The organism is Oceanicaulis sp. UBA2681 (assembly GCF_002354675.1).
Taxonomy (GTDB): Bacteria; Pseudomonadota; Alphaproteobacteria; order Caulobacterales; family Maricaulaceae; genus Oceanicaulis; species Oceanicaulis alexandrii.
In genome coordinates, this window is the sequence record NZ_DEMB01000016.1 from 344,839 (window position 1) to 358,116 (window position 13,278).

Genomic DNA, 13,278 nt, shown 5'->3' on the forward strand with positions numbered 1-13,278 from the left:
TCCATCAGGAGACTTGGGTGTTCCGAGTCGCATACCGCAGCGTGCTGCGCGCCGATCTCGGCGTAGCGGAAATCGACTCCTTGCTTCACAGCAGCGAGGCGCATAATCGAGATGTGGGCGTGACCTCCGTCTTCTTGATGAATGAGAGACGCGTCCTGCATGCGCTCGAGGGCCCGCCCAAGGCCATCCGCTCCATCCTTGAATGCATCTGGGATGACCGGCGCAACGAGGAATTTTCCATTCTGGATATCGCTCATGGCGAAGCCGCGCTGTTCCCGGACTGGCCGCTGAAAGTGATCACCCCGGAAACCCTGAAGACGGAGGCGAGCCTGCGAGACCATGAGGGCGTCATATGGCTGGCCAATCTGGAGGGCGGACTGGACGCATACTTTGCGCCGCTCCCGCCCGAGGACAGCGCTTAGCGCGACGCCCTGCGCAGACAACCGGCCCTTCGCCCGGCCACAGATCCGATAAAAAAATTGTTAAGATTGATCCAGCGCCGAGGGCGCTGCGTAACCATGGGTGTTCCAGCGCCACTGGAATGCCTGTCGGCGATCCGCCCGCAGGTTTGATTATCACCCTTATGGGAGACAGACATGCGTACTTTGACTGCTCTGACCGCCGTCGCTCTGAGCGCCGCCCTCGCCGCCCCGGCCATGGCGATCGACGCCGGCGCCGCTTCCACCCCGAAAGTGACCAAAGACCACCATGCCAGCCAGCCTTCCATCGTGGCGATCGCCACCGGTGACGAAAGCTTCTCCACGCTGGTGACCGCGCTGCAGACCGCCGAGCTGGTCGAAGCGCTGTCCGGCGACGGCCCGTTCACGGTCTTCGCCCCGACCAACGACGCCTTCGCGGCTGTCGGTTCCGACACGCTCAACGCGTTGCTGCAGCCGGAAAACCGCGATCAGCTGACCTCGATCCTCACCTATCATGTGGTGCAGGGCGAATACATGGCCGCCGGCACGGCGCCGGGCACGTATGACCTGACGACGCTGCAAGGCGACACGGTCAATGTCGTCGTCGGCGACGACGGCTCGGTCACCGTCGACGGCGCATCAGTGATCGCCGCCGATGTGGACGCGTCCAATGGCGTCGTGCACGTCATCGACGGCGTGATCATGCCGGGTCAATAATCCGGTCAGCCCTGGCGTCTCGTCCCCGCGGACGCCAGGGCTTTTTCTATCCTTCAGTCCGAGGCGGCCGTTGGCGCAGCCTTGCCTTTCCGGCGGCGAACCGGCGGGCGACGCAAAGCGCGCACATGAGACTCGATATGGTCGATGATAATCTCGGCCACATCCTTGCCGCTCGACTTTTCAATGCCTTCGATGCCGGGCGATGAGTTCACCTCAAGCACTTTCGGGCCTTCGTCCGAGCGCAAGAGATCCACACCCGCCACAGACAATCCCAGCGCCCGCGCCGCTTTGACGGCCGCCGCGCGCTCTTCTTTTGAAATCCGCACACGGCTCGCCTGACCGCCCCGATGCAGGTTGGAGCGGAACTCGCCGGGCTGCGCCTCGCGCTTCATCGCCGCAACCACCTTGTTGCCGATGACGAAGCAGCGAATGTCGACGCCCGAGGCTTCCTTGACGAAATCCTGAACGATGAAGTTGGCGTCCAGTCCGCGGAAGGCGTCGATCACCGATTCCGCCGCCTTGCCGGTCTCCGCCAGGATCACGCCGCGTCCTTGCGTGCTTTCCAGCAGCTTCACCACCAGCGGGGCGCCGCCCACGTGCTCGATCAGGTTCTTGGTGTCTTTCGGCGAGTGCGCGAAAGCGGTCGTCGGCATGCCGATGCCCGCGCTCGCCAGCACCTGATGCGCATAGAGCTTGTCGCGGCTGGCGCCGATGGATTCAGGGGTGTTGAGAATATAGGCGCCGGTCATGGCGAACTGGCGCAGCACCGCCATGCCGTAATTGGTCATCGAGGCGCCGATGCGCGGAATGACCGCGTCATAGCGCGGCAGGCGGCGGCCATCATAATAGATCGCAGGCGACAGCGCGTTGATCGCCATGGTGCAGCGCGCCGTGTTGATCATTTCGGCCACATGGCCCTGCGCCTCGGCGGCCTCTTTCAGGCGCTGGGAGGAATAGTTCTTCGGCTCGCGCGTCAGGATGGCGATCCGCAGCGGACGGTGCACCGGTTTGCTGCGCGGCAAGTGCTGATAGAGATCATAGCTCAAGGTCTTCTGCGCGCAGGACTGGGTGGGGCTGACCACCATGTCGTCCAGGATCGCGGTCCGGCCCAGCAGCATGCGATACGCCATGCTCTCGCGATTGGTCAGCGTGACCTCGATCGGCCAGGTGCGCTCGCCAATGGTGACATTGGCTTCGATCACCCAGCGCAACTCCGTCTCGCCATTTGACGAGGTGACTTCACGGCGATCCACAGCCGGCGCCGCGCACACCACTTCCAGATCCGGTTGATCAGGGATCGGGTGCATGACGAAGCGGACCTGAGGGTTGTCTTCAGGTCCAAAGGGCTCGATGGCCACCGCATGCAAGGCGCTCGTCTTCGCCCCCGTATCGATTTTGGCTTTGATCGCGGGAAGCGCGAGCCCCGGAAACGAGGCCCATTCTTCCCAGCCCAGGACGAACGGCTCATCAGTCATGCCGAGAGGACCTCCAGTAAGATCGCAAAAGGGGGGATGGGTTACAGCGCCCTTAGTGTTTCGTCCATCCCGAGGTGACGCAAGACCTGATTATTCGCGTTTTGGAAACGCTGCCTGTCTGAAACCGCCCTCGCCATCTCAACGCCCGATCGCCATGTTCTGTCCGTACAACGGAACAGGAGCCAGACATGAGCCCTCAATTGCGTCCGATCGTGAAGATCACCCAGGGCATGCCGACCTCTGACGGCGCCGGGGTGAAGCTCACCCGTCTGCTGGGCACGCCCGATCTGCGGGTGCTTGACCCGTTCCTGATGCTCGACAAATTCCATTCCGATAATCCTGGCGATTATCTGGCGGGCTTCCCCCCTCATCCGCACCGCGGCTTTGAAACCGTGACCTATATGGTCGAGGGCCGGATGCGCCATCAGGACAACAAGGGCCATGAAGGCGTGATCGAGCCGGGCGGCGTGCAATGGATGACCGCCGCGCGCGGCATCGTGCACTCGGAAATGCCCGAGCAGGAAGACGGGCTGATGAGCGGCTTCCAGCTCTGGGTGAACCTGCCCAAGGCCGAGAAGATGAAGGATCCCGGCTATCAGGAATATGACGAGGCCCAAGTCCCCTCCGACACGCGCGAGGGCGTCGTCGCCAAGATCGTCACGGGCCAGACCTCAACCGGCGTCAAGGGCCCCGTCACCGATGTGACGGTGGATCCGCTTTACGCTGAACTCCGCATGGAGCCCGGCGCAGTGTTTGAAGAACCGATCCCGGACGCGAAGACCGCCTTCCTCGCCGTTCACACCGGCGACGTGGAAGCGGGCGGCATGAAGCTCAAAGAGGCCCAGCTGGGCGTATTCGGGCGCGGCGACGCCATCCGCATCAAGGCCGGCCCCGAAGGCGCGCGCCTGATGCTGGCCGCCGGCAAGCCCATCGGCGAGCCCATCGTCTGGGGCGGCCCCTTCGTGATGACCACGGAAGGCGAAGTGCGCCAGGCCATGCTCGATTACCAGCAGGGCCGGTTCTAGGCGGTCGCCGGTCAGCTCTGGGCCGATCCATTCATTTGCAGGGGCGCAACAAAGGAGAGATCACGATGGGATTGCTTGTAGACGGCGTCTGGCACGACAAATGGTATGACACCAAATCCACCGGCGGACGGTTCAAACGCTCCGAAGCGATGTTTCGCAACTGGGTCACCGCAGACGGTTCAGCAGGTCCGACGGGCGAAGCCGGGTTCAAGGCCGAGCCGGGGCGCTATCATCTTTATGTTTCGCTCGCCTGTCCCTGGGCGCACCGCACCTTGATCTTCCGTCGCCTGAAGGGCCTGGAAGACATGATCGACGTGTCGGTGGTGCACTGGCTGATGCGCGAGAACGGCTGGACTTTTTTGGACGGCCCCGGCGTGGTGCAGGACCCGCTGCACAAGGCCGAGTTCATGCACCAGGTCTATACCGCCGCCAAGCCTGACTATTCGGGCCGCGTGACCGTGCCGGTGCTGTGGGACAAGAAGACCAACACCATCGTCTCCAATGAAAGCGCGGACATCATCCGCATGTTCAATTCCGCCTTCGACGAGGTCGGCGCCAAGCCGGGCGATTACTATCCTGAAGCCCTGCGTGAAGAGATCGGGACCGTCAACGAGCGCGTCTATCACGAGATCAATAACGGCGTTTACAAATCCGGCTTCGCCACCACCCAGGACGCCTATGAAGAGGCGGTGACGACGCTGTTTGAAGCGCTCGACTGGGTCGAGGACCGGTTGTCAGACGGCCGCGCCTATCTGATGGGCGAGGAGGTCACTGAAGCCGACTGGCGTCTTTACACCACCCTGGTGCGCTTCGACCCGGTCTATCACGGCCATTTCAAGTGCAATCTCAAGCGCCTGATCGACTATCCGAACATCAACGCCTATGCCCGCCGCCTGCATACGCAGCATGGCGTGGGCGACGTGTTCAATCTCGAGCACGCCAAACGGCACTATTATGAGAGCCACGACATGATCAATCCGACCGCCGTGGTCCCGCTGGGTCCGGACGTGCATGTGGCGGACGGAAAGTCAGCGTAATCGCTAGGGCGCTGACGGCGCGCTGACCGTGACGGGTTCTCCCAATGGGCCGTCCTCAGTCCAGGCCGTCAGCACCCATTCGCCTTCCGGCAGCAAGAGCGGCAGTGTTTCACCCGGATAGAGCATGAGGCGCTCGACGGGGATCATCTCAAGGTCTTCTCCCGGCGCGCGCGCCTCGATGATGACGCGGCCCTCTTCAGCAAGAAAGGCCTCGGGAATGGCGACAGGCTGATCGCCGATCTCGTAGCGCCAGTCAGGACGCCCATTGGTAAAGCTCATGGGCGGACGACCGAGAAACAGATCCACCCAGCCCGGTTGCCTCTGGGTAACAGGCAAGACAGAGCCGTCGACCAAAGGGCTTTCAGTCAGGGAGGCAGTCTGCGCCCCCGGCTCGACGCTGCATGAGGTCTGGGTGATCGTCAGAGGATCAATGCCCGTCTTGTCACGCAGGCGCGCGGCGAACCAGCGCGATGACTCAGCTCCATCCTCACCGCCGACTTCCATGAGATGGGCATAGCCCACATGCACCAGAATGCGGGCGTCAGGATAAGCCTCCAGGGCGTTCGCGATAAAATTGACCGCCTGCGCCTCTTCCCGCTCGGCAATGCTCGCCATGAACCCTTCACTCGGATCCACAAGGCGTTGCTCCTGTGTGATCTCGTATGCTGCGAAGTGGTATCCAAGATCGACCAGTGTTCTCAGCTGACGCCCATAGATCGGCTCGCCTGAATACCAGCCGATATCCGTGCTCGCTGCAGGACCAAGCGGCGCCGCGCCCGTCTCATTTGAAAAGGTTTCCGCCGCGAACACTGTGAAATCAGGCGCCAGAGCCTCGGCCAGACGGGCGATGACCCAGCGATGATAGGGATCGTCATGCGCCTCGTTGATCATCACGATCCGGGCGTTACCCACCGCTTCCACCACCGCCTGCAATCCGTCTCCACGCAGCACGGGACATGTGGAGTGTGCATAGGCGTTCTCCTGCAGCCGCTGGGTCAGATCCTCGCGCCCGACAAAGCTGAAGAGCTGTGTCGCCATGCCAAGTTCATTGCCTTCGGGCGCATAACCCTCAAGCGTTTCCGGCGTCATCTGGAAATAGGAGCTGAGCCGACCGGGCAGCTCCGTCTCGGTTTCCGACCCTGTCTGAGCCAAGGCGGGCTGTAGACATGTGGCGGTCGCAAAGGCGGCAAGCATCATCTTGAGCATGAGAGTTCTCCCTTTGAGGGAACTCAAACAGGATGCTACAAATGTCGCAACCCTTTTCTATTCCGCCGCTTCCGCTGAGGCTGCGGCCTCGGCGTCAGGCTCATAGCCCAGCACCGGGGCAAGCTCCTTCTCGGCGCGCGCGAGGGTCCAGCCCTTGCGGTTCGCATAGTCCTCGACCTGGTCTCTGGCGACCCGGCCCACGGCGAAATAGACGCTGTCGGGATGGGCGATATAAAGCCCTGACACCGACGAGGCCGGGCTCATCGCCCAGCTTTCGGTCAGCGTGATGCCGGTGCGCTCAGGCGCCTCGAGCAATTTGAACAACAGGTCTTTCTCGGTGTGGTCAGGCTGGGCGGGATAGCCCGGCGCCGGGCGGATGCCGGCATAGGCTTCCTTGATCAGCTCTTCATTGGACAGCGTCTCATCGGACGCATAGCCCCAGATCGAGCGGCGCACGCGCTGGTGCAGGTATTCAGCGAAGGCTTCCGCGAACCGGTCAGACAGCGATTTGAACAGGATCTCGGAATAGTCGTCATTGTCCGCCTTGAAGCGGTCGATCATCGCCTGCTCGCCCTCGCCCGCCGTCACGGCGAAGCCGCCGATCCAGTCATCCTGAGTGGATGAGACGAAATCATTGATGGCGTAATTGGGCTTGTCGCCCTCTTTCTTTGATTGCTGGCGCAAACCGAAGAACCGTCCCGCCTCTTCAGACCGGCTGTCATCGGCAAAGACGATCACGTCATCGCCGTCACGCCGGGCCGGCCACAGGCCGACCACGCCGCGCGGTTTCAGCCAGTCTTCTTCGACCATGGTCTTGAGCATGGCCTGCGCATCCTTGAACAAATTGCGCGCCGCCTCGCCGCGGTTGGGGTCATCCAGAATGGCGGGGTAGCTGCCCTTGAGCTCCCAGGAGAAGAAGAACGGCGTCCAGTCGATATAGTCGACCAGATCCGCCAGACGGACATCGTCGATAGTGGTCAGGCCTGTCTTTTGCGGCGCGACCGGCTGATAGCCGCCCGCATCCGCGTCAAAGCCGTTGGCGCGGGCCGCGTCCAGGCTGACGCGCTCGCGGCTGCCTTGCGTGCGGGCGCGGGTTTCGCGGATCTTGGCGTAGCGAGCTGAGACTTCATCCCAAAGCGGCTGGCGCTCTTCCTTGGACAGAAGGCGCGAAACGATCCCCACCGCGCGGGAGGCGTCGGTGGCGTGAATGATCGGCGCCTTGGTGTAGGCCGGTTCGATCTTCACCGCCGTATGGGCCGGAGAGGTGGTGGCGCCGCCGATCATCAAGGGCAGGTCAAAACCCTGACGCTCCATCTCGCTGGCCACATGCACCATTTCATCAAGCGACGGCGTGATCAGGCCGGACAGGCCGATAATGTCGGCTTTCTCGGCGCGCGCGGTCTCAAGGATCTTCTCGGCGGGGACCATGACGCCCAGATCGACCACGTCATAGCCGTTACATTGCAGCACGACGCCGACGATATTCTTGCCGATATCGTGCACATCGCCCTTCACGGTCGCCATGATGATCTTGCCGGCGGCTTCCTTTTCAGCGCCGGACCGTTCGCGCTCCTCCTCCATATAGGGGAAGAGATAGGCCACGGCCTTTTTCATCACGCGGGCGGATTTGACGACCTGGGGCAGGAACATCTTGCCCTCGCCGAACAGGTCCCCGACCACGTTCATGCCCGCCATCAGCGGGCCTTCAATCACATGCAGCGGGCGCTCGGCGGCCTGACGCGCCTCTTCGGTGTCTTCGACCACATAGGCGTCGATGCCCTTGACCAGAGCGTGCTTGAGCCGCTCTTCCACCGGCGCGCTGCGCCAGGCTTCGTCTTCCTTCTGCGCGGCCTCGCCCGTGCCCTTGTACCGCTCGGCGGCCTCCAGCAGACGCTCGGTGGCGTCGTCGCGGCGATTGAGGATCACATCCTCCACCAGCTCGCGCAGTTCGGGGCCGATGGCGTCATAAATGTCGAGCTGGCCAGCGTTGACGATCCCCATATCCATCCCCGCCTTGATGGCGTGATAGAGGAAGACCGAGTGCATGGCCCGGCGCACCGGCTCATTGCCGCGGAAGGAGAAGGACACGTTCGACAACCCGCCCGAGACGTGACAGCCCGGCAGGTTCTGGCGGATCCAGCGCGTGGCCTCGATGAAGTCCACCGCGTAATTGTTGTGCTCCTCGATCCCCGTCGCCACCGCGAAGATATTGGGATCAAAGATGATGTCGTTGGGATCGAACCCGACTTCGTCGACCAGCGTCTTGTAGGCGCGCTCGCAGATCTCGATCTTGCGCTTGGCGGTGTCGGCCTGACCGTCTTCATCAAAGGCCATGACCACGACCGCTGCGCCATAAGCCTTGCAGGCGCGGGCGTGCTTGAGGAACTCCGCCTCGCCTTCCTTCAGCGAGATCGAGTTGACGACCGCCTTGCCCTGCACGCATTTCAGGCCCGCCTCGATCACCTCCCATTTGGAGCTGTCGATCATCACCGGCACGCGGGCGATGTCGGGCTCGGCGGCGATCAGGTTGAGGAAGGTCGTCATGGCTTCTTTTGAATCCAGAAGCCCCTCATCCATGTTCACATCAATGATCTGGGCGCCAGCGTCCACTTGCTGGCGCGCCACGTCGAGCGCGGCGGCGTAATCGCCCGCCTTGATCAGCTTGCGGAACTTCGCCGAGCCGGTGACGTTCGTGCGTTCGCCCACATTGACGAAAATGGCGCGAGAGGGTGAGGCGTCAGACATACGGGCTCCTCAAGCCAGCTCAAACGGTTCAAGACCCGACAGGCGCATGGCCTGAGGCCGCTCTTTGAGCGTGCGCGGCTGACCGGTTTTCGCATCCCGCGCGATGGCGGCGATATGGTCAGGCGTGGTGCCGCAGCAGCCGCCGGCAATATTGATCAGGCCCGATTGCGCCCAGTCCGCGATGAACGCGGCGGTCTCATCGGGCGTTTCATCATATTCGCCGAACGCATTGGGCAGCCCGGCATTGGGATAGGCCAGGACATGGCAATCGGCGATGCGCGCCAGCTCGGCCACATAGGGCCGCAATTGCTTGCCGCCCAGCGCGCAGTTCAGGCCCACCGCCCAGGGCTGGGCGTGTCGAACGGAATTGTAAAACGCTTCGGTGGTCTGCCCCGACAGGGTGCGGCCCGACGCGTCGGTGATGGTGCCTGACAGGATGATCGGAATCTCGGGATCGATCTTGCCCTCATTGCGCAGGTCAAGAATGGCCTTGATCGCCGCCTTGGCGTTCAGCGTGTCGAAAATCGTCTCGATCAGGAAGAAGTCCACATGCTCGGCCATGGCCAGAACCTGCTCGGCATAGGCGTCGCGGACCTGATCAAAATTCACTTCGCGAAAGCCGGGGTCTTCCACATTGGGCGACAGCGAGAGCGTCTTGTTGGTCGGCCCGATCGCGCCCAGCACCGCCTTGGGCGAGCCGGTTTCAGCTTCCGCTTCATCCGCCGCTTCCCGCGCCAGGCGCGCGCCTTCCGACGCGATCTCGGCGGCGAGGTCTTCCATCTTGTAATCCGCCTGGGCGATGACGGTGGCGGAGAAGGTGTTGGTCTCCACCATGTCGGCGCCGGCGTCGAAATACTGTTTGTGAATCGCGCGCACGGCGTCAGGCGTTGAGAGGTTCAGGATGTCGTTATTGCCCTGGATCGGGCAGGACCAGTCTGCAAACCGGTCACCACGATACCCGGCCTCATCCAGCTTCAACGTCTGGATCTGGGTGCCCATGGCGCCGTCCAGGATCAGAATGCGGTTCAGCGCCAGCGCGTCCAGCGCAGCGCGGCGTTCAGCTTTGGTCATGGCGTTCGGTTCCGTTAGGCGGCTTTGACGACGTGAGGGGGCTTCACCCCCAGCAGCGCACAGGTGGACAGAGATAGCTCAGCCCGGTTCAGCGTGTAGAAGTGGAACGCATCCACGCCGCCATCGCACAGCGTTTCGCACATTTCAGCCGCCAGGTGCGCGGTCACCAGCTCGCGCGTTCCGGCATCGTCTTCCAGCCCGTCATAGACGGCATGAACCCGGTCCGGAATATGCGCGCCGCACATCTCGGCCATGCGCACCAGGCCCTTGAAATTGGGCTGCAGCATCACGCCGGGCACGATGGGAATGTCGATGCCGGCTTTGCGCACGCGCTCGAGATAGCGAAAGAAGATGTCCGCATCGAAGAAGAACTGGGTGATGGCGCGCGTCGCGCCCGCATCGATCTTCGCTTTCAGCATGTCGAGATCCGCGTCCCAGTCGGCGCTGTCGGGATGCTTCTCAGGGTAGCAGCCCACCGACACCTCGAAATCGCCAATGGCCTTGATGCCTGCGGTCAGGTCGGCCGAATTGCTGTAGCCGTTGGGGAACGGCTGATAGGCCTGACCCAGGCCTTCGGGCGGATCCCCGCGCAGCGCCACGATATGGCGCACGCCGGCGTTCCAGTAATCGCGAATGACCTCGTCCACTTGATCGCGGGTCGCGGAGACGCAGGTCAGATGGGCGGCCGGCGCCATCTCGGTTTCAGACACGATCCGGCGCACCGTGCGGTGGGTGCGATCCCGCGTCGAGCCGCCCGCGCCATAGGTGACAGAGACAAAATCCGGCGACAGGGGCGTCAGCCGCGCAATGGAAGACCACAGCTTCGTCTCGGCTTCCTCGCTTTTCGGCGGGAAGAACTCAAAGGACACTTTCGGCCCTTGCGCAGGGGAACGGCCATTCACGGTCATCACCAGTCCAGTCACGGTTTCGCATCACCGGAGACCGGCGACACATCCACATAAAGATATCTTTATGCGATTATTGAGCTGCGGGCAAGATGGAACTGCCCGGCAAACGGCACGTTATGGTTTTCCCTGACTTGATATCCCCGCTTCAAACCCGACATTGTCCCAACCGACCCGTCGACCGTAAGGACACTTCATGCGTATCGCCGCTCTGACCTCTCAAGCCGCAGTCCTGCTGGCTGCGCTTAGCCTGACCGCTTGCGCATCCCGTGAGATGGCGCAGGAAACCGGCGATCCGTTCGAACCGGCGAATCGCGCCGTCTTCGCGATGAACCAGACACTTGATGATGTGGTCGTCGGCCCGTCCGCCCGCGTCTATGACACCGTCACGCCGGACCCGGTGCAGACCGGCGTGCGTAATTTCATGAGCAATCTCAACCAGCCGGTCGTGTTCGCCAACGCGCTCCTGCAAGGCGATGTCCACGCCGCGGGCGATACGGTCGGCCGGTTCCTGATGAACACCACGATCGGCGTCGCGGGCGTGTTTGACGTCGCCTCCCATGAAGGCGTGCCGCAGCATCGCCGCGATTTTGGCCAGACCCTCGCCGTCTGGGGCGTGGGCGACGGTCCCTATCTGGTGTTGCCCCTGATCGGGCCGTCCAATTTTCGAGACGCCACCGGCCGCTTTGTGGATCGCTATCCGCATCCGCTCAACTGGAGCGAAGAGGAATCGGGCGAGGCCTGGGCCTGGAGCCTGCGCGGCCTGAACGGCACGCAGATCAGAGCGGATCTGGACGGCGCGATCGACAGCCTCAATCGCACCGCAATTGATCCGTATGTTCAGGCGCGTTCGGCCTGGCGTCAGTCGCGCTCCGCCTTCATAGAGACCGGAACGCAGTCTGACCCGGATTATCAAGACCTGCCTGAATTTGAATAAGCACGCCGAAACGGCGGCAGGAGACCTCCCCGATGATCAAACCCATTCTTACCGCCCTCGCCTTGACGCTTCTGACGCCGCTCGCGCTGGCGCAGTCCACGACGGCTGACGACGCAGAAGCCTTTGTCCAGAACCAGGCCAATCAGGTGATCGAAACCCTGACCGAGCTGAACGCCGGGCAAACCGACCTGCCGACGGTGCAAGCTGAATTTCGTGAGCGCATCGACGCCTTGGCGGATGTGGACCGCATCTCCAATTTCGTGCTGGGCCGGTATCGCCGCACCGCGTCTGAGGACGAGCTGAATGCCTTCCGCAACGCCTTCCGCACCTACGCCATCGGCGTCTATGAGAGCGAGCTCAGCACTTATGCCGGCCAGCAGCTGGACGTCACCGGATCTGTCACCCGCAATCCGGGTGATTACATTGTCCGCTCGCGCGTATACGGCGGACCGAATAACGAAGAATTCGAAGTGAACTGGCGCATTCTGGAATCAGACGGCGAACTGAAAGCCGTGGACGTGGAAGTGCTCGGCGTCTGGCTGGCCCAGACCCAGCGCGAACAGATCCTCGCCGTCATCGGCGACAACCGCGGCGATGTCAGCGCCGCCACCTCCATGCTGCGCAATCGCCAGGCGGGCGAAGACGCCTGATCCAAGGCTTGTCCGCGCCCCTCAGCCTGAAGAGTTGAAACGCCCGCCGGGGCGCGCTACCAGCAGCGCGCTCCGGCGGTTTCGTTTCCGGCCTGCGCGCCAAGCGCCCGCTCGGTCTCAGCGCCCGGCAAGAAAGGCGCGCCATGACACCTGCATACACACCCGACATCATCGCGCCGATCGACGCGCCGTTTGAACGCGGGCCGCAATTACGCTGGTTTGACGCCATGGACGACCCGCGCCTGAACGTCACCGCCGAGCTTATGGCGCCCGATTTCGTGACCATCGCGAAAGCGCGTGGCCTGCCGCCCTTCGCCTTGCTGTTTCACGCCATCTCGGGCGCCAGCCTGGATGTGGACGCGTTTCGCTGGCGACTGACCGACCAGGGCGAGCCCTTCCGGATCAATGCGCTGTTGCCCAGCTACACGGTGCAAAACACCCAAGGCCATGTGAACTTTTCCTACGTGCCGTTCACCGAAGATCTCGACGCCTTTGTGAAGGCCTACCACGCCGACAAGCGCGAGGCGGAAACCGCGACCGGGATGCGCACCAATGTGAAGGCCGCGCCCGAGTGCGGTCAGCTCTACTGCACCGGCCTGCCCTTCCTGCGCTTTACATCCATCGAGCACCCCCGCTCCGGCGGCGGCGCCCTGGCCGCCACGCCCAATATCGCGGCCGGACAATGGCGGCGGGAGGCGGAAGGCCAGCTGAGCTTCCCCCTCTCCGTCCAGACCCATCACGGCCTGGTGGATGGCGTTCATGTGGCGGCGTATTTCAGCGCTGTCAGAGACAGGCTGGCGCGGTTTGTGGGCGATTAGTCTCACCCACGCTCCACGAAAAAGGGCGCGCCGAACGGCGCGCCCTTTTTGTTTTGATCGTCAGAAGACCTAGCGTTCGAACTTCTGGAACTTCACGCGCTTGGGCACCAGGGCGTCATCGCCCAGGCGACGCTTCTTGTCGGCCAGATAGTCGGTGAACGAGCCTTCAAACCATTCCACATGGCTGTCGCCTTCAAAGGCGAGGATGTGGGTGGCGATGCGGTCGAGGAAGAAACGGTCGTGCGAGATGACCACGGCGCAGCCGGGGAAATC

The 13,278-nt window shown here is 62.8% G+C and carries 12 protein-coding genes and 1 pseudogene; 7 read left to right on the forward strand and 6 right to left on the reverse strand.

Annotation, left to right across the window (positions count from 1 at the left end; all coding sequences use genetic code 11):
- Nucleotides 1-17: 17 nt before the first annotated feature.
- Both B3M53_RS12985 and B3M53_RS12990 read left to right on the forward strand, forming a co-directional pair.
- Nucleotides 18-422, forward strand: a complete 405-nt coding sequence (locus B3M53_RS12985; protein WP_273019261.1) for a BLUF domain-containing protein — start codon at nucleotides 18-20, stop codon at nucleotides 420-422.
- 174 nt (nucleotides 423-596) lie between these two features.
- On the forward strand, nucleotides 597-1,136 hold the full coding sequence (locus tag B3M53_RS12990) for a fasciclin domain-containing protein (RefSeq protein WP_273019260.1): 540 nt from the start codon (nucleotides 597-599) through the stop codon (nucleotides 1,134-1,136).
- Between the two features lie 53 nt (nucleotides 1,137-1,189).
- Here the strand turns inward: B3M53_RS12990 and rimK are convergent, their stop codons facing one another.
- Nucleotides 1,190-2,611 (reverse strand): 30S ribosomal protein S6--L-glutamate ligase, encoded by a 1,422-nt coding sequence (rimK, locus tag B3M53_RS12995; protein ID WP_160092377.1) that lies wholly within the window; start codon nucleotides 2,609-2,611, stop codon nucleotides 1,190-1,192.
- Nucleotides 2,612-2,799: 188 nt separating this feature from the next.
- On the opposite strand from rimK, the gene B3M53_RS13000 reads away from it, so the two are divergent.
- Nucleotides 2,800-3,636, forward strand: a complete 837-nt coding sequence (locus B3M53_RS13000) for a pirin family protein (RefSeq protein WP_160092378.1) — start codon at nucleotides 2,800-2,802, stop codon at nucleotides 3,634-3,636.
- Between the two features lie 65 nt (nucleotides 3,637-3,701).
- Nucleotides 3,702-4,673: a glutathione S-transferase family protein gene (locus B3M53_RS13005; protein WP_273019259.1), complete on the forward strand. Its 972-nt coding sequence runs from the start codon at nucleotides 3,702-3,704 to the stop codon at nucleotides 4,671-4,673.
- Nucleotides 4,674-4,676: 3 nt separating this feature from the next.
- Here the strand turns inward: B3M53_RS13005 and B3M53_RS13010 are convergent, their stop codons facing one another.
- The 4 genes from B3M53_RS13010 to metF are packed head-to-tail and all read right to left on the reverse strand — an operon-like array spanning nucleotide 4,677 to nucleotide 10,603.
- A complete protein-coding gene (locus tag B3M53_RS13010; RefSeq protein WP_160092380.1) occupies nucleotides 4,677-5,879 on the reverse strand; it encodes a hypothetical protein in 1,203 nt (400 codons plus the stop codon).
- 57 nt (nucleotides 5,880-5,936) lie between these two features.
- Nucleotides 5,937-8,624, reverse strand: a complete 2,688-nt coding sequence (metH, locus tag B3M53_RS13015; RefSeq protein ID WP_273019258.1) for a methionine synthase — start codon at nucleotides 8,622-8,624, stop codon at nucleotides 5,937-5,939.
- 9 nt (nucleotides 8,625-8,633) lie between these two features.
- Nucleotides 8,634-9,695: a homocysteine S-methyltransferase family protein gene (locus tag B3M53_RS13020; protein WP_273019257.1), complete on the reverse strand. Its 1,062-nt coding sequence runs from the start codon at nucleotides 9,693-9,695 to the stop codon at nucleotides 8,634-8,636.
- A 14-nt stretch (nucleotides 9,696-9,709) separates the two neighbouring features.
- Nucleotides 9,710-10,603 carry a methylenetetrahydrofolate reductase [NAD(P)H] gene (gene metF / locus B3M53_RS13025; protein WP_160093464.1) on the reverse strand — a complete coding sequence of 298 codons (894 nt, stop codon included), beginning with the start codon at nucleotides 10,601-10,603 and terminating at the stop codon, nucleotides 9,710-9,712.
- 193 nt (nucleotides 10,604-10,796) lie between these two features.
- Between metF and B3M53_RS13030 the strand changes: the two genes are divergently transcribed.
- The 3 genes from B3M53_RS13030 to B3M53_RS13040 all read left to right on the forward strand — a co-directional run bounded on the left by B3M53_RS13030 (nucleotide 10,797) and on the right by B3M53_RS13040 (nucleotide 13,005).
- Complete coding sequence (locus B3M53_RS13030; protein ID WP_160092383.1) at nucleotides 10,797-11,537, forward strand: MlaA family lipoprotein; 741 nt, start codon at nucleotides 10,797-10,799, stop codon at nucleotides 11,535-11,537.
- 32 nt (nucleotides 11,538-11,569) lie between these two features.
- Nucleotides 11,570-12,187: an MlaC/ttg2D family ABC transporter substrate-binding protein gene (locus B3M53_RS13035; RefSeq protein WP_160092384.1), complete on the forward strand. Its 618-nt coding sequence runs from the start codon at nucleotides 11,570-11,572 to the stop codon at nucleotides 12,185-12,187.
- Between the two features lie 143 nt (nucleotides 12,188-12,330).
- Nucleotides 12,331-13,005, forward strand: coding sequence for a CatA-like O-acetyltransferase (locus B3M53_RS13040; RefSeq protein WP_273019255.1), 675 nt, complete (start codon nucleotides 12,331-12,333; stop codon nucleotides 13,003-13,005).
- Nucleotides 13,006-13,074: 69 nt separating this feature from the next.
- Here B3M53_RS13040 and B3M53_RS13045 read toward each other — a convergent pair.
- Nucleotides 13,075-13,278, reverse strand: a pseudogene (locus tag B3M53_RS13045) (energy-dependent translational throttle protein EttA); the annotation flags it as partial.